The organism is Gluconobacter aidae (assembly GCF_009547075.1).
GTDB lineage: Bacteria > Pseudomonadota > Alphaproteobacteria > Acetobacterales > Acetobacteraceae > Gluconobacter > Gluconobacter aidae.
In genome coordinates, this window is the sequence record NZ_WIPH01000028.1 from 15,027 (window position 1) to 32,516 (window position 17,490).

9 protein-coding genes are annotated in these 17,490 nt (G+C 61.3%); 8 read left to right on the forward strand and 1 reads right to left on the reverse strand.

Going from position 1 to position 17,490, the window contains the following annotated elements:
* The first annotated feature begins 18 nt into the window (after positions 1–18).
* From GFJ39_RS10905 to GFJ39_RS10940, 8 genes are all read left to right on the forward strand, one after another.
* Positions 19–2,328: a GH92 family glycosyl hydrolase gene (locus GFJ39_RS10905; RefSeq protein ID WP_153431364.1), complete on the forward strand. Its 2,310-nt coding sequence runs from the start codon at positions 19–21 to the stop codon at positions 2,326–2,328.
* 336 nt (positions 2,329–2,664) lie between these two features.
* Positions 2,665–3,915, forward strand: a complete 1,251-nt coding sequence (locus GFJ39_RS10910; RefSeq protein ID WP_325062923.1) for an FAD-dependent oxidoreductase — start codon at positions 2,665–2,667, stop codon at positions 3,913–3,915.
* Between the two features lie 17 nt (positions 3,916–3,932).
* Complete coding sequence (locus GFJ39_RS10915; RefSeq protein WP_194285356.1) at positions 3,933–6,320, forward strand: penicillin acylase family protein; 2,388 nt, start codon at positions 3,933–3,935, stop codon at positions 6,318–6,320.
* On the forward strand, positions 6,317–7,612 hold the full coding sequence (locus tag GFJ39_RS10920; protein ID WP_153431365.1) for a serine hydrolase domain-containing protein: 1,296 nt from the start codon (positions 6,317–6,319) through the stop codon (positions 7,610–7,612). The genes GFJ39_RS10915 and GFJ39_RS10920 overlap by 4 nt, the downstream gene beginning before the upstream one ends.
* Complete coding sequence (locus GFJ39_RS10925) at positions 7,609–9,693, forward strand: S9 family peptidase (protein WP_153431366.1); 2,085 nt, start codon at positions 7,609–7,611, stop codon at positions 9,691–9,693. Before GFJ39_RS10920 ends, GFJ39_RS10925 begins: the two co-directional genes overlap by 4 nt.
* A 243-nt stretch (positions 9,694–9,936) precedes the next feature.
* Positions 9,937–12,825 carry a TonB-dependent receptor plug domain-containing protein gene (locus tag GFJ39_RS10930; protein ID WP_228391912.1) on the forward strand — a complete coding sequence of 963 codons (2,889 nt, stop codon included), beginning with the start codon at positions 9,937–9,939 and terminating at the stop codon, positions 12,823–12,825.
* 111 nt (positions 12,826–12,936) lie between these two features.
* The gene (gene dacB / locus GFJ39_RS10935; protein WP_194285357.1) at positions 12,937–14,442 is read left to right on the forward strand and encodes a D-alanyl-D-alanine carboxypeptidase/D-alanyl-D-alanine endopeptidase; all 1,506 of its coding nucleotides are present in this window, start codon (positions 12,937–12,939) and stop codon (positions 14,440–14,442) included.
* 24 nt (positions 14,443–14,466) lie between these two features.
* Positions 14,467–15,765: an exo-beta-N-acetylmuramidase NamZ family protein gene (locus GFJ39_RS10940; protein ID WP_153431368.1), complete on the forward strand. Its 1,299-nt coding sequence runs from the start codon at positions 14,467–14,469 to the stop codon at positions 15,763–15,765.
* Positions 15,766–15,883: 118 nt separating this feature from the next.
* On the opposite strand, the gene GFJ39_RS10945 is transcribed toward GFJ39_RS10940, so the two are convergent.
* Positions 15,884–17,443 (reverse strand): ArnT family glycosyltransferase, encoded by a 1,560-nt coding sequence (locus GFJ39_RS10945; RefSeq protein ID WP_153431369.1) that lies wholly within the window; start codon positions 17,441–17,443, stop codon positions 15,884–15,886.
* Between the last annotated feature and the right edge of the window lie 47 nt (positions 17,444–17,490).

The window sequence follows — 17,490 nt, forward strand, 5'->3', positions numbered from 1 at the left end:
CCGGAGCCCCAAGCCCTTATGTCGCTTTCCACGCTCGCCCGAAGCCTTCTGGCCGCAACACTCCTGTCCGGAACGGCTTTCCTGCCCGTCCATGCCCAGACCACACCGCAGCCGCCCCCAGAGCCGGACGGTTCTCCCGCCTCGGCGGTAGATCCACGTATCGGAACCGGAGGAGCCGGACATACCTATCCGGGCGCCACCGTGCCGTTCGGAATGATCCAGCTCTCCCCCGATACCGCGATGACGGATTTCCATCACGCCTATGCCTGGGCGGCGGGCTATCAGTATGACGACCCGACGATTCTGGGCTTCTCGCACACCCATTTCTCGGGCGCGGGCCATTCCGATCTCGGCGACGTTCTGGTGATGCCGATTGCGGGCGACGTGCGTCTGGAGCCCGGCGACGCCGCCGTGCCGGAAAGCGGATACCGCTCCCGCTTCCGCCACGCTACGGAAGTGGAAACTCCGGGCTATTACGCCGTCACGCTCGACGACTATAAAATCCGCGCCGAACTGAGCGCCTCCCGCCGCGTTGGCTGGCACCGCTATACATTCCCCAGAGGCAAACCTGCCCATCTGCTGCTGGACCTGCGCCCCAGCATCTACGACTATCCGGGCAAGATTCTGTGGGCGCGCCTGCATGTTGCCGCCGATGGCACGGTCTCGGGCTGCCGGACGACACGGGGCTGGGCACCGGGGCGGACTCTGTGTTTTGCCATGCGTTTTTCAAAACCCATGACGGAACGCACACTGTATAACCGCGAAACGAAAGTGGCCTATCGCGGCTTCAGCGGCCCCGGGAACCATCCTGTCGATCATGAGGCGCAGAATGGCCGCGAACTGGAAGGCGTGTTCGATTTCGGACGCCTGAAAGAGCCGCTTTTGGTCAAAACATCCATATCCCCGGTCAGCGAGGAAAACGCCGTCGCCAATCTCGACAGCGAGGGAGAGGGCTGGGATTTCAATGCGCAGCGCAACAAGGCTCTGGGCGCATGGAACAAGGCCCTGTCAGTCATCGACATGCAGGGCAATGCGGAGCAGCGGACGCAGTTCTATACCGCGCTCTATCACGTCATGCTGGCCCCCACGCTCAGCATGGATGCCAACGGCGACTTCACCGGCCCTGACTATCAACGCCACCGGGCGGACGGGTTCGAGTTCTACTCCACATGGTCGATGTGGGACGTTTACCGCGCGCAGCAGCCGCTTCTGGCCATCCTGCGCCCTGATATGAGTTCGCATTTCATCCGCTCGCTCATCGCATCCCAGCAGACCAGCCCGTTCGGCCTTCTGCCGGTCTGGGCGTATCAGGGTCTCGAGACCTGGTGCATGATCGGCTATCACGCCGTACCGGTCATTGCGGATGCGTATCTGGCGGGCGTGCGCGGCTTCGATGCCGAGGCCGCCCTCAAGGGGATGATCCGCAGCGCGACCTACGGACCTTACGGCGACCTGACCGACTACATGAAAATCGGCTACGTCCCGATCGACAAGGAGTCCGAGGGCGCCTCCAAGACACTGGAATACGCCTATGACGACTGGGCACTGGCCCGCATGGCGCGCGCGATGGGCAAAACCGACGTGGCGCGCACGTTCGAAAAACGCTCCGACAACTGGCGGAAAGTCTGGGACCCCGAAACGCGCTTCATGCGCGCCCGCACCTCCTCAGGCGCGTTCCACACGCCCTTCACCCCCGCCGCGGCCGCTTATGGAAGCGACTATACCGAGGGCAATGCCTGGCAGTATTCGTGGTATGTGCCGCAGAATATTCCGGGCCTGATCAAGGTCATGGGCGGGCGCGAAAAATTCACGTCACGGATCGACGAACTGTTCGACACGAAGGTCGATCCCGCGATTTTCAAGAATGTCGAGGATATCAGCGGTCTGATCGGCTGGTACGCGCATGGCAACGAACCCGACCATCATGTCGCCTATCTGTATGATTATGCAGGTGCCCCGTGGAAAACGCAGCAGCGCCTGACACAGATCATGCAGACGCAATACGCCCTGCGCCCCGACGGTCTGGCAGGCAATGACGATCTGGGCCAGATGTCGGCATGGTATCTGTTCACGGCCATGGGTTTCTATCCTGTCGCCCCGGCCAGTCAGGAATATGCGATCGGCCGGCCTTTCGTCTCCCGCGCCACCATGCATCTGGGCAACGGACATGACTTCACGGTCACAGCCGACAATCTGGATGATGCACATCCGTATGTGGGTCAGATGACACTTAACGGCCGCCCTCTCATTATTCCGTTCCTGCATCAGCAGGACGTTCTTGCGGGCGGAGAGCTACACTTCGTCATGCAGGCCCAGCCCCCGAGTTGAGCCGACAGTTCCATCGTAGCAAACGGCGAGCCGACGGCAGCGGGCGATGCGGTGCCTGATACCGCGTTGCATGCAGTCAGCGGAATACCCTGCGGGCCAGTGACGCCGTAGCACCCTGAGCCCGGTTTTCCACGACCCGTCGGGTTTGGACCGGTCGCATCGCTCCCTGTTTGCGGGAATGGACGAGAGGCATTTCTTCGCCCTGCATGTCATTTTAACAGAAAAGCTGCGTGTTAACCGCAGGTTATGGGAAGATGGCCTCTTTGCATTAGGCCGATCCGTTTGGGAAATGTAGGTTTTGTTTCCGATACCGGTGCAGGAAAGCGCAGTTTTCCTGTGCCCAGCCTCTGGACGCTCGGGACTCTTATGGCCGGCAAACGGACCATCACCATCATCGGCGGAGGAGTCATTGGCCTGACATCCGCCTACGCCCTCATTCGGGACGGACATGAAGTCACCCTGATCGAACGCCGCGACGACGTTGGACGGGAAGCGAGCTTCGCAAATGGCGGCCAACTCAGCTACCGCTATGTCAGCCCTCTGGCCGATGCCGGGATCGTGCAGAACGCCCTGGGCTGGCTGTTCCGCCCGAACTCCCCGATTTCACTGCGGCTGAAAGCCGATCCACATCAGTGGCGCTGGCTGCTGGCCTTCCTGTGCGCCTGCAACCGGCGGACAAACCGCCGCAATGCCGCGGTGCTGCTCGATCTGGCCCTCAGCGGACAGGAAGAGCTTCAGAAATATCGCGAGGAAGGCTTAAACAACTTCCTGTGGCGCCGACCGGGAAAGCTCGTCCTGTACCGCAACGCCGCCACCTTCCGCAAAGCCGCGAAATCGATCAGCGACCCGGAATGTCAGCGCGCGCTTTCCCCTTCCGAATGCGCGGACGTCGAACCGGCCTTCGCGGGCCTGCGCGAGCAGATCGCAGGCGGCATCTTCTCGCCCGAAGACGAAGTCGGGGACTGCTTCCTGTTCTGCAAGACCCTGCGCGAAACCCTCGCCGCTTCACCGAACTTCCGTCTCATACAGGGCGACGCCACGCTCACAACAGGACCGAAAAACCGGTGCGAAGTCCAGCTGGATGGCAAGCCGTTCGAAACCGACCTCGTCGTCCTCGCAGCCGGGATCGGCTCCCGGAAACTGGCACGCCCGCTTGGGCTCAATCTGCCGCTCTACGGCCTGAAAGGCTACAGCCTGACCACGCGCCCGCGCCCCGGCCTGGTGCCTTCGGTCAGCGTGACGGATTACGATAACCGCGTGGTCTATGCCGGATTAGGCGACCGCCTGCGGGTCGCCGCAATGGTCGATATCGGTTCGGAAAACACCCATCTGCCCCCCAGACGCCTTGGAGAACTGCGCGCCCTCGTGGCGGAAACCCTTCCGGGCGCACTGGGTCAGGGCGACGATACGCCCTGGGCCGGGCTGCGGCCCGCCACCCCGACCGGCGTCCCGATCATCGCCCGCACCCGGTATGACAATCTTCTGCTCAATGTGGGGCATGGTGCCCTTGGCTTCACACTTTCGGTCGGCTCGGGCCTGAGACTGAAAGAGATCGTGGCCGGGTTCGACACCCGCGCCGTCAGTTGAGAAAGGAACAGGTTCTTATGCAGGCCACCCGTCGCACGGTTCTTCTTGGCGGCGTCGCCGCCATCCTGTCCATGCCGGGACGCAGCGCACGCGCCGCCTTCCCTCTTCAGAGCCTGCCGGGGCTGAGCCAGCCGGTCGAGATTCTCGAAGACCGCTGGGGCGTCCCCCATGTCCGCGCGCAGACCATCCCCGACGCCTTCTTTGCCGACGGCTATCTGGTCGCACGGGACAGGCTGTGGGAGCTGGATTTCGGCCATCGTCAGTCTCTGGGACGACTGGCGGAAGTCTTTGGCCCGGCCTTCGTCCCGTCCGACACGGCCAACCGACTGGTGCTGTTCCGCGGCGACGCCGAGCGCGAACTCGCGGCCTTTCCTCAACTGACGCAGGACTGCGCACGCGCCTATGTCGCCGGGATCAACGCGCGTATCGCCGAAGTCACTGCAACGCCCTCGCTCCTGCCCCCGGAATTCGGCATTTTCGCCACCACACCCCTGCACTGGGATGTGCTGGACCTGATCCGCGTCCGCGCCGAAGTCACAGGCAACACCCAGACCGAAATCCGCCGCGCCCGACTGGCGGCACGCGGAGCGCTCGCTTACGACGCGCTCATCACACCGCTGGAACCCGTCCATGATCTGCGGGTGCCGGACGGTCTGGACACAGCCGCCATCAGCGAAGCCGATCTCGGCCTGTTCGGCGTGCTTCAGGCCCCTCTGCCCCGCCACGACCTGCATGCGACAGCCGATGACGAGGTACGGCGACGGAACGAGGGCAGCAATTCATGGGTCATCGCCCCCTCCCGTACCGCCACTGGCCGCCCCATTCTGGCCAACGACCCGCATCTGTCCTTCGGCGTGCCCGGTCCGCGTCACGTCATCCATCTGACGGCGCCGGGGCTGGATGTGATTGGCGGCGGTGGTGCTGGCATGCCCGGCGTCATGCAGGGCCATAACGCGACGATCGCCTTCGGCAGGACCAATTTCCATATCGATCAGGAAGACCTGTTCATTCTGCGCACCGACCCCGCCGATCCGCTGCTTTATGCCCATCAGGGCGGCTGGAAACGCATGGAACAGGTCGAGACGCGGATCGCGGTCCGTGGCGAGGCCGAGCGGGTGGTGAGCCTGTTCTATTCCGTGCATGGGCCGGTCGTCTCGCGCGATCCGGCCCGCAACCGCGCCACGGCGGTCTCCGCCACCTGGCTCGCCCCCGGTGCGAACGGGCTTCTGGCCAATATCGGGATCAATCTGGCCCATGACTGGACCAGCTTCCGCGAAGCCCTGCGCGTTCATACCAGTCCAACCAACTTCACCTATGCCGACACCAGCGGCAATATCGGCTGGCAGGCCGCAGGCGGTCTGCCGCGTCGCGCGCCTGGACATGACGGGCTGATGCCCGCACCGGGAGACGGACGATATGACTGGCAGGGACTTCAGCCGCTCGAAGCCCTGCCCAGCAGCTTCAACCCCGCACGCGGCTGGTTCGGAACGTCGAATGAAATGAACCTGCCCCCCGGCTATCCGGTGGAGGAACGGCGCGTCAGTTTCGAATGGCGTGACGGCTTCCGACACGAGCGCGTGGCCCAGATGCTGGACGCAACACCACATGCGACCCTTGCCGACAGCGTGGCCCTGCAACACGACACATTCTCCGTGCTGGCCCTGCAAATGGTCCGGCTCCTGCCCGACGTCCCGCCCGATCTCGCCGCAGAGGCCGCATTGCTCAAAGCGTGGAACGGCCGCGTGGATGCTTCAAGTGCCGCTGCCGCGCTGTATGAAGTCTGGTGGACCCGCCTCGAACGCGCCCTGCACGCGCTCATCATCCCAGCCACCCTTCACGACCTGCTGCCGGGGCCGGTGAACGCCACGGTTCAGCTCTCCCTGTTCCAGTACCCCGATGCCCGCTTTGGCGCAGACCCGGTAGGCGCGCGGAACAGGATGCTCGTCGAACAGTTCCGGGAAGCCGTTCAGGAGTTGCGGGAACGGCTCGGTCCCCTTCCTGCCGCATGGCGCTGGGGGGCGCTCCACACCATCACGCTGCGTCATCCGCTCGCTTCCGTCCCGGCCATCGCGGCGGCTTTCTCCACGGTCGGCGGCCCTTCGGCCCAGAGCGGCGGCGACCCCTATACCGTCATGGCCCGCTGGTACAGTCCCCAGAAAGGCGGTGCGAGTGCCTATGCCGCCACCGGAGGCGCCAGCTATCTGATGGTGTGTGACGTCGGCCACTGGGATCGCTCGCTGTATCTCAACTTCCCCGGACAGTCAGCCGATCCGAAATCGCCGCATTACGCCGATTTCCTGCCCGTCTGGCTGCGCGGCGCCATGCAGCCGCTGTCCTTCAGCACCCACAGCGTCGATGCCGCCGCGGTCCGACGCATCATGCTGCGGCCTGAGGCCCAGCCATGACCGTCAGGCGCCTCACACTCGCCGCCATCGCCGTCCTGTCATCCGCAGCACACGCCCAGACACACACCCAGTCCGCCACTGAAACCACCCACGCACTGGATCGCATCCTGACACAGGGCGAAGTCCGCCCGCTGGGCGCCATCGCCGCCGTCCGTCTGCGGCACGGTCACGTCGCCTACAGCTATTACGGCGGATTTGCGCGACGCACCCCCAACGGAACAATCCCCGTCGGACCGCAGACGCTCTTTCGCATCGCCTCGATTTCAAAAGTCGTCACGACCATCGGGCTGATGGAACTGGTTGAACAGGGCAAGATCGACCTCGATCACGATGCCTCGGACTATCTGGGCTTCCGGCTCCGCAACCCGGACTTCCCCCAGACACCCATCACGGTGCGGATGCTGCTCAACCACACTTCCAGCATCCGCGACGCCGATGGCTATACGCTCCCGCCGGACCACAGGATCAGCGAGTTCTTCGACGCAACCCGCAAACCCGGCGACCCCGGCTATCACTTCGCGCATGGCGACGGACACGCGCCGGGCACATGGTTCAGCTACTGCAATCTCTGCTACGGCCTCGTCGGCACGATCATGGAGCGCGTCAGCGGCGAACGCTTCGACCGCTACCAGCAGACGCATGTACTGGCCCCCCTCGGGATCGACGGCGGCTATAATCGTATGTCCCTCGCCCATCCCGACCGTCTGGCCACGCTCTACAGCCACCAGCCCAAAGGATGGGACGCCGAGACGGACACCCTGCCCCTGACCCCGAGCTGGAACGCCGCATCCCTCGCTAGCTACACACCGGGCACGAACGGCACGCTGTTCTCCCCTCAGGGGGGCCTGCGCATTTCCATGGAAGGACTGACCCGTCTCGCCCGCTTCATGCTCGGCCATGGCACGCTGGACGGCAGGACGCTGCTTTCGGCCCACAGCATCGACCTGATGCAGACACCCACCTGGCAGTATGACGGCAGGAACGGCGACTGCCCCTACCCGATCGCCAGCTACGGCCTGAGCATGGCGCGCCTGACCGGAGCGCGGGATTCTTCGGGGCGCGAAACCCGGCCCTATAAAGGCTATTCAGGCGATCTGGCCGGCCATCTCGGGGATGCGTATTCGCTGCATTCGGGCTTCTGGTACGACCCCGCAACCGGCGATGGCTTCCTGTTCGCAGCAGACGGCTTCCCCGACGCCGGACAGGAGCGGCCGGGCGCCTATTCCTCCTTCACCCGCGTCGAGGAAGAAATCTTCACCGCCCTCGCCGAAGCCGGGACATCAGCCCCATGACCATCCGACTGTCCCTTCTCGCCGCTTCGGCGCTGCTCGCGATCACCTGTTCCGGCGCAAACGCGGCTCCCACGCAGGACACAATCCAACTGGGCGCCCTGCTGGCCATGCCCTATGCCAACGAGCTGACAGGGGCCGCCAAAACGGCGCGTCTGGCCTGGGTCGAACGTCGGGACGGCATCCGCAACATCCTGATTTCCGACGGAGGCGCGACTCCCCGCAAAGTCACCGCCTATACGCAGGATGACGGGACCGATCTGTGGGGCCTCGCCCTCAGCCCGGACGGGCGGACACTGGCCTTCGTCGAAGGCGGCGATGCGGAATATCCCAACGACCACGCCCCCAATGCCGGCAACGCGGCCATCCCGGGCAAGGAAACCGTGCGTGTCCTCCTGCCCGATGGCCGAACCGTCTCCGCCGGAGAAGGACACAGCCCCGTCTTTTCCCCGGACGGACGCCTGCTGGCTTTCATGCGCGGCGATGCGCTTCTGGTCGGACAGCCGGGCCAGACGCCGCGTGTGGTCATGACCACACGCGGCGAGATCACCGCCCTGCACTGGTCCTCGGACAGCCGCCGCCTCGCGCTCGAAATCGACCGTGGCTCCCACAGCCTGATCGCGCTCTGGAACGCCGGAAACAGCAGCGCCGCACCCGTGTTTCTGCCCGCCGCACTGGGGTACGATCAGGACGCGACCTTCTCGCCAGACGGCCGCTCCCTCGCCTTCATCCGGGCCTATCGCCCCCTGATGACGGCCGAGCGCGGCAAGGGACATTTCTGGTCCCTTCAGGTTTATGACACCGCATCCGGCGCGGAACAGACGCTGTGGACCGCACCGGAAGGCACCGGAAACCAGTTCTGGGCACCCGAAGGCATGGCCCTGACATGGACCCGCAACGGACAGCTTCTTTTCCCATGGGAAGGCAGCGGCTGGCTGCGCCTCTGCGCCCTCAGCGTCACCACCCCCACCTCTGGCTCTGGCGCAACACCCCGCTGCCTGACGCCGGATGGCGCCGAAATCGCGTCCTACCGTCTGTCAGCGGATGAAACCCGCCTGCTCTACACGGCCAATATCGGCGATCCGGATCACTGGCGTGCCTGGTCCCAGCCCCTCCATAACGGACAGCCCGTTGCCCTCAGCGACCCGGCCGAACAGGTCATGGACCTCACACTGGCGGGACCGGCCATCGCCATGATGGCCACAGGCACAGAGCAGCCCGCCCATCCGGTCGTGATCCAGAACACTGTCCGGCACCTCCCCGTAACCCCCACCGTCCCGAACGGCTTCACATTCACAACCCCTCAGATCGTCCATTTCCGCAGCGAAGACGGCCGCGACATTCACGGACAACTGTTCCTGCCGCCCGCCGGAACACCCGGTCCGCATCCCGCGCTGGTCTTCGTGCATGGCGGTCCACACCGGCAGATGCTCCCGGCCTTCAATCCGATGGGCTATTATTCCAATGCCTACGCCATGAACCAGTTTCTGGCATCGCGCGGATATGTGGTGCTGGCCGTCAATTACCGCAGCGGGACCGGCTACGGCGCGGACTTCCGGACCGCTCCCGGCATCGGCCGGGCGGGCGCCAGCGAATACAAGGACGTCCACGCAGCCGGACTGTTCCTGCGCAGCCGCTCCGACGTGGCCCCCGACAAGATCGGTATCTGGGGCGGAAGCTGGGGTGGCTATCTGACCGCTCTGGCTCTAGCCCGCAACAGTGACCTGTTCGTGGCCGGTGCGGACTTCCACGGCGTCCATGACATGACGGAACCAGATCATTCCGGCCTGTCCCCGGAAGCAAAGAAGCGGGAAAAGGACAGAGAATGGCGTTCCTCCCCAATCGCCGACATCACCCACTGGCGATCACCGGTCCTGCTGATTCACGGGGATGATGATTTCAACGTCGAATTCGAGCAATCCGTTCTTCTGGCCCGCATGCTCGTGGAACGGAACATTCCGTTCGAAGATCACGTCTTCCCCGGTGAGCGTCACGCTTTCCTGCGGACACAGGACTGGCTGAATGCCTATCTGTGGACGCTGCATTTCTTTGACACACGGATTTCAACAGACAGGCGGCACTGACTTCTACTGGATTTACCTGCGAGACAGATCTCTCATAAACGGCAGATCCACCCAAGAAACGGGGCATAATTCTCCCCGCATCTGAAAAATGTTGCTCTCTTGAAACATCATAGAATGTCGCGCACATAACCTCGGGTTATAGGGCGCGCGCAGTTTCAAAATCGACGACCACATAGCAGACATGCATATTAATTCGATATCGCAACATCACCGCCCATCGGCGCTTATCGAGGGAATCGGGGTATGACAGTCAGACTGTCCCTAAAGTCTTATTTCCTGTCCTTTGCAGCCCTGTCGTCGGGCGCAACATTCCTCATGCCGCAGGAGGCTTACGCCGCAGCAACAGTGGCCAAGCCTGCCGATACCAGGCATTCATCTGCCCAGACTTCCAAACCTGCCGCAAGTCATAAAAAGACACAGAAGCAGACAGAATCCAACCGGGAAGTCATTACCGTTACGGGCAGTCATATTGCGAACTCGCATATCAAGTCTCCGACCCCCATCAGTTCCCTCAGCCAGCAGGAAATCCTGAACCAGGCGCCAAGCAATAACCTCGCCGATCTCGTCAACCAGATGCCGCAGTTCGCCGGCAGCCAGACGCCCCAGAACTCCGCCTATTCCCTCAGTGACGGCACGGCCGGCATCAATGCGCTCAACCTTCGCAATCTTGGCGCCGTCCGTTCGCTCGTACTGATGGATGGCCGACGGATTACGCCCTCTGCCATCACCGGCATTGTCGACATCAATACGATCCCCCAGCAGTTGGTCAAACGCGTGGACGTGGTGACGGGTGGTGCGTCCGCACAATACGGTTCCGACGCCGTTGCGGGCGTCACGAACTTCGTGCTCGACAAGACCTATACGGGCCTGAAAGTCACCGCGGATTCCGGCATCTCGGATTATGGGGACGGAGAGAACGAACATGCCGCCATCGCCGGCGGCTTCGGCTTTGCCCACGGAAAAGGACATGTCCTGCTCAGCGGCGACATTGCCCATCAGGACGGCATTTTCCATGTCTCCCGAAGCTGGAACGTGAACGGCGACCGTATTGTCAATAATCCTGATTATGTCGCCGGAAATGGTCAGCCTTACTATCTCCGTGTCAGCGATGCCGGCACCAACAACGTCATGCCCGGCGGCATCATCAACGCGTCCACTGGCGGCGTAACCAACTCTCTGCGCGGGATCTATTTTGGTCCCGGTGGCAGCGTGAACCACTACAATTATGGCTCCCTCTCGACCTCCAGCGTTTCCGTCGGTGGCGACCAGAACCTGGCCAACAACAACAAGGACATCGGCCTGGAACCCCAGAGCGACCGCAAAAATCTCTTCGGACGCCTGAGTTACGACGTCACCCCCTGGATGACCCTCTATGCGGAAGGCGCGTACAACGAGAGCGAATACGTCTACAACTCAGGCCCCCAGTATCTCAGTTCAATCTCGCTGAAGGGCACCAACCCTTATCTCGTGGACGCACTGGGAGCCGACGCCCTCCAGAATGTTTCGACCGTCACCGTTGGCACGACCGCGCTCGACATGCCCTATCGCCGGACCGACAACCGCCGCAACGTCCAGCGTTATACGTTTGGCGGCGAAGGCAATTTCGAAATGTTCGGAAAGCGGGCATCATGGAGCGCCTACGGCCAGTATGGCGTCACCCATACGCATGAGCAGATCTATAACGTCATGAACACGGCGAAGATCGCCAACGCGACCGATGCCGTGCGCAACTCGGCCGGACAGATTGTCTGCCGCTCGTCCCTGACCGACCCCGGTAATGGATGTTCCCCGATCGACTGGCTGGGAACGGGCGTCATGTCCTCCTCGGCCATTGATTACGTCCTTGGTTCGCCGTGGCGGAACCAGCGTTTTCAGCAAATCGTCTCGGGCGTGAACCTCTCCACGATCCCGTTTGCGACCTGGGCAGGCGACGTGAACGTCGCGGTGGGAGGCGAATATCGTGACGAACGCGCCTCGGGATATGTCCCGACCGAATACCAGTCGGGCTGGTCCGTCGGCAATTACCGGCCGACATTCGGCCATTATAACGTCAAGGAAGCCTATCTCGAGACCGCGGTCCCCCTAGCCAAAGGCCTGTCCTTCAATGGCGCCGTCCGCGGAACGGACTATTCAACCTCCGGGTATGTCACGACCTGGAAGATCGGCGGAACCTGGCAGCCCATCAAGGACATCCTGTTCCGCGCCACCCAGTCGCATGACATCCGCGCGCCCAATATCAACGAACTTTACAACGCCGGAACATCACAGACGACAACCGTGCTCGATCCGGTCACAGGCAAGACAGACACCGTCCTCGCCACAACGACGGGCAATACGAAGCTTCGCCCTGAAACCGCCAATACGACAGTTGTCGGTGCCGTCATCACGCCGCGCTATGTGTCCGGTCTGGCCGTCTCGGTCGACTGGTTCCATACCAAGATCAAGAACGCGATCGAACAGTTCTATCCGCAGTCCATCATCAACGAATGTTACTCGGGATACACCACGTTCTGCTCGGCCATCCGCCCCGACCCGACGGGCACGCGCGATCTGCTGATCAGCGCCTCCCCGTTCAACTTCGCCAAGCTTGAAACAAGCGGCATCGACATCGACGCCTCATACAGCTTCCCGCTCCGCCGCCTGCTGCGCGACGCCGACGGCAAGTTCACCATCCACGGTCAGGCTACGAACTACCTGAAATACGTCTCTGACTCAGGCATGGGCTACACGGTCGACACGTCGGGCGACATCTCGTCCGGCCCGCCGCGCTGGATCTACCGCTTCTCGGCCACCTACAGCACGTCCCGCTACAGCCTGACGGCCATCGCCCGTGGCATCAGTGCCGGCAACTACTCCAACAGCTACATCCAGTGCTCCGGAACATGCCCGGCCTATAACGCCAACTATCCCACGATCAACAACAACCGCGTCACGGGCATTTTCTACTTCGACATGAACGCGACCTATAATCTGCCGGTCGAAAAAATCGGCAAGATGCAGCTCTTCCTGACCGTCACCAACCTCGCCAACACCTCCCCGATCCTGCTGCCGGAAGGCGGACTCGAGGCCGACGAAACCTACAGCAACCTGCTGGGCCGGACCTATCGCGGCGGTATCCGCATGGAGTTCTGAACCAGACCTTCCACCCCTGACCTGCCCACGAGGCTGCCTGTTCACCCGATACAGGCAGTCTCGTGTCTTTTCAGCTTCCAATCCCAATCAGCCAGGGCCTTCATGCATCAGATGTCCAGTTATCTTCCGCAGCGTTTGCCCCGGCTCTTCCACAAGCTGCTCTCCTGCACAGCCGCCGGACTGCCCGTTCTCCTGAGTGCCTGCGCCGTCCAGAGGACACCGCCCCCGCTCGGCCCGCACGCTCTTGCGAAGAAACTGTCTCCCATCCTGCAACCCTCGCAGGATCAGGGCGTCCGATGGGGCATCGTCATTGCCAGCGAGGACGGAACAATCCTGTTCTCCCGTAACGCCAACGGACGCTTCATCCCAGCCTCGAACACCAAACTGTTCACAACAGCCGCCGCAATGGCCGGGCTTGCAGAACTGAACCACGAAGCAGCAGAACATCCCACGACACTCCTGCTCGCAGCTCGTCCTCACGGAGCCCCAGACCTCATCCTGCGCGGCTCGGGCGATCCCACCCTGTCCGATAATGCGGCCTGCCAGACCGGCTGCCTGCAAACACTGGCGAACGCCGTCTCCGCCAAGGGCCTCAGACGCATCCATGCCATCATCGCGGATGACCAGCTCTTCGCGGATGAACGCTGGGGCGACGGATGGAGCTGGAACAACCTGCCGACCCAGTGGGGCACCGCCGTCTCGGCGCTTACGCTGAACGACAACACCGCCGAACTGACCGTCCAGCCCGGAATACGCCTCGGCGACCGCCCGTTGTCCAAATGGTCCGCACCCGACGAAGGACTGACACTGCTCAATCAGGCCCTGACGGTCCCGGACGGAAAGCCCGAACTAAACCTTGAAAAGAAGCCCGGCGACACCCGCCTCGTTCTGACAGGAACACTCCCGGCGGACGCACCCGTCCAGACACTGAAAATCGGGCTCGATGATCCGGCCCTCTCGGCCGCTCGACACTTCAGGTCCCTGCTGCGCGAAGCAGGCATCCGGGTCCAGAGCATACAGGTCAGACACCGCCTGACGAAAACCGCTGCCGATACTCCTGCGCCAGCCGCCCGCATCCTCGCCACCCTCCCCGCCCCGGATCTGAAAAGCGACATCCGCCATCTGCTCAAAGTCAGCCAGAACCTCCATGCCGAACTCCTTCTGCGCCGTCTGGCCCTCATTCACGGCAACGGCTCTACTGAAGACGGTCTCACTGAGCGCAAACAGGTTCTGACCACTCTGGGACTGCCCGCCGCAGGCTTCTCGCTCTACGACGGCTCGGGAATGTCCCCCTACAACCGCGTGACACCCCAGACCGTCATCCAGCTTCTGCGCCTCGCCGAGCGCCAGCCCTGGGGCGCAGACTGGCGGGACGACCTCCCTCTCGCGACCCGCGACGGAACGCTCGCGCACCGCTTCATCGGCACCCCCGTCGCGGACCACCTGCACGCAAAAACCGGCACGCTCGCAGCCACCCATTCCCTGTCCGGCTACCTTCAGACCACACGCGGCCAGACTCTCCTGATCGCCATTTTCGCAAACGACATCCCGGACGACCTGCCTCATCCGACCAAAATCATGGATGATCTGGTCACGACCATCGCTGAAGCCGAATAGCCAGATCCCGAGAGCCCGCACGACATGCCTCACCGTACTTCCGCGACACACGCCCCCAAAACGTCCATTGGACGCCGTATCTTCATGGCTCTGTGCGCGGGAAGCGCCGGATCTTCATGGGCCACCGCTTTAGGAATGCCCGCGGGATGTCCTTCCCCGGCCAAAGTCCGAACCGGCTATGACGCTCTCGAAGCCGATGGCTATCAGGCGCTCAAAGGCCGGAAACTGGGCCTGATCGCCAATCCCACAAGCGTGGACCGACATCTGCGCCATATCGCAGACCGATTACACGCCGCCCCGGGTGTAAACCTGAAAGCCATTTTCGGCCCTGAACACGGCTTCCGCGGCTCAGCGCAGGCGGGCCATTCCGAAGCCAAAAGCATCGACCCCCGCACTGGCATCCCCGTTTACGACATGTACACGTTCTCCGGTCCAAAGCTGGATGCGCTCCTGAAATCGGCGGATATCGATCTTCTCGTCTTCGACATTCAGGATATCGGCGCCCGGTTCTATACCTATATCTGGTCCATGTTCGACGCCCTCGTCGCCTGCGCACGCTGCGGCATCGCGTTCATGGTGCTGGACCGACCCAACCCCATCACGGGCCTGCACGCCAGCGGCCCCACCCTCGACCCGGCATTTTCATCATTCGTGGGGAGGGTCCCGCTCCTCCTGCGACACGGCATGACCGTGGGCGAACTCGCCCGGCTGTTCAACAGCCACTCTGTGCCGCAGCAGGCAGGACGCCCCGCCCGATTGAACGTCATTCCCATGACCGGCTGGCACCGGAAGCTCTATCAGGATGAAACCGATCTCGTCTGGGTGCCCCCAAGCCCCAACATGCCCGACGTGACGACGGCCATCGCCTATCCGGGCACCTGCCTGTTCGAAGGGACGACCCTCTCGGTCGGTCGCGGTACGGCATCCCCCTTCCTCACACTCGGCGCTCCCGGTCTTGATGCAACCCGCTGGGTGGGAGAACTGAACAACGCTGGCCTGCCGGGCTGCCTCTTCAGGGAAGACTGGTTCACCCCAGGGTTTGAAGTCGCAAAAGACCAGCTCTGCCACGGGCTCCAGCTTGCCATCACCGACCGGAAATCCTTCGATCCCCTCCTAACGGGCGTAACGATGCTTCAGACTGTGCTGAAAATATCGGAGCACCCGATATGGAAAAAATCCGGTTCAACCTTCGACATCCTGACTGGTAGCAACACTCTTCGCAGACAGCTCTCACAGGGCATGTCGGCGCCCGATATTCTGGCCAGTTGGAAACCGGATGAAGCCGAGTTCGCCCTGCAACGCCATTCCTTCCTGCTGTACTAAGTCACGCTGACAAAAGATCCGTGCGGTGTGCCTGAAATCTGATCCGCTGCTGCACGGGACCCTGCCGGTCATGCCCTCACGCAAAGACCGCATTGCAATCCGCTATGACAGGACCGCCCTATCCTGCATGAGTCTCCTCAATATCGCCGTCACAAGGCTCTGGATCAGGTCTTTTGTGAACGTGGCCTAAACACCTACGCTCATAGACAGACACGCTCCCTCCATCTGATTGGGATCCCCATGTGTAGACCTTGAAATAACTTCGGGAAATCGCGTCGTAGAGCGTTTTCCGAACATTCAGGTTTTCACGCAAAGATTCCGGCTCATGACTGATGATATAAGCCGGTTTCTGCGCAAGAACAGCGCGTATTTCCGCCAGCGGATCCATCCCGGTAGCCCCCTCTTCGCTCTGAAGCGAGAAGTGTGATGGAAACGGGTGCGACGTCAATCGACAATACGGCAGAGCATCATAAAGTTCTATAGGACCACTATAAATGAAAATGCAGCCGGATTTGCCGTAATCGACGCTTTTCTCAAGCGCCAGAAATTGTCGCTTCCCGCCGTGTCTTAGTGTCTTCCGGATACTCAACTGCGAGGCCACAATCCCGATGATGACGATGAGCCAAGCCAGATTGCGGCCAAATTTTTTATAAAAAAGAGGGGCAATCTGTATGGAAAAAGGCAGGAGAAGAGGGAGAATATAGTGAATGTACCAGGTTCCGAAGACCACGAATGCGCCAAAAGCTACAGCCGCCCACATACCCAGAAACGCAACATATGGTGCCTGTTCTTCAGAGAAACTTTTTCTGAAGAACAGGAAGTTCACTCCCATGGCGATGAAAAATGGAGCCAGCAGGCGTGAAATCTTGATCAGTCTCCCAAAGATGACCTGATGGCCTTCGGAGGTTCGCAGAAATACGGAGGAAATGTTTGCGAATATCCAGTCATGCCCATGTCCGATCAGGATATAGAAAACAAACACCGCAATGGTCGGAAGAAGGGCGAAAAAAATCCATATAAATGAATCCAATGCAATAGCTGTGATTTTATATCCGGATCTAATTTCGGTATATATCAAGTATATTCCAGCGAAAATCCCTTCGAATATGACCGTATATTTTATCTGAATGGCTAATCCAAATAATATCATGACAAAAATACCGGTATTACTGCGGTATTTTCGATCATTATCCTGAAAACCACGGAGATGATCCAGAATTAGATACATCGCACCGGCGACAAGGAGATTATAAAAAATCGGAGATTGGCCTCCTTCGCCTTTTGCGAGTGACGGCCAGATTTCATAGATGAGAGCGGCGACCAGTGCTCCGCTAGCAGGAGCAATCATCAGCGCCATACTACGCACTAACAGCGCCGTGCCCCACAAGGCCAGGAGCGCCCCGATCTGATAGGCGATAATCCGATACGCGCCGAAGAGATGAAAGACAGCATAGATCAAAAAAAGCCCGATCGGTTTGCGGTCCCAAAAGTCAATATAAGGCAGATGGCCATGCAGAAGGCGGCCGCCTCCAAAGAGATAAAACTCCTCATCCCATTCTAGATTGGGGTCTCCCAATGTCATGAACCGGATTGCCAAGGCTGCAAGAAACAAGAAGAGATGAGGGCAGTACGCAACAGGAAATTGATTAAATCTTCTCAGGAATGAATAGTTTTGCATGACCTGCCTACCTGAAGACATTTCGCATCTTGATTTTAGCTAGGTTC

Bases quoted from the DNA above. Each gene is read 5' to 3' on its own strand.
- GFJ39_RS10905 (WP_153431364.1), top strand. From the start codon at position 19: ATGTCGCTTTCCACGCTCGCCCGAAGCCTTCTGGCCGCAACACTCCTG.
- GFJ39_RS10915 (WP_194285356.1), top strand. From the start codon at position 3,933: ATGCAGGCCACCCGTCGCACGGTTCTTCTTGGCGGCGTCGCCGCCATC.
- GFJ39_RS10920 (WP_153431365.1), top strand. From the start codon at position 6,317: ATGACCGTCAGGCGCCTCACACTCGCCGCCATCGCCGTCCTGTCATCC.
- GFJ39_RS10925 (WP_153431366.1), top strand. From the start codon at position 7,609: ATGACCATCCGACTGTCCCTTCTCGCCGCTTCGGCGCTGCTCGCGATC.
- GFJ39_RS10930 (WP_228391912.1), top strand. From the start codon at position 9,937: ATGACAGTCAGACTGTCCCTAAAGTCTTATTTCCTGTCCTTTGCAGCC.
- dacB (WP_194285357.1), top strand. From the start codon at position 12,937: ATGTCCAGTTATCTTCCGCAGCGTTTGCCCCGGCTCTTCCACAAGCTG.
- GFJ39_RS10940 (WP_153431368.1), top strand. From the start codon at position 14,467: ATGCCTCACCGTACTTCCGCGACACACGCCCCCAAAACGTCCATTGGA.
- GFJ39_RS10945 (WP_153431369.1), bottom strand. From the start codon at position 17,443: ATGCAAAACTATTCATTCCTGAGAAGATTTAATCAATTTCCTGTTGCG.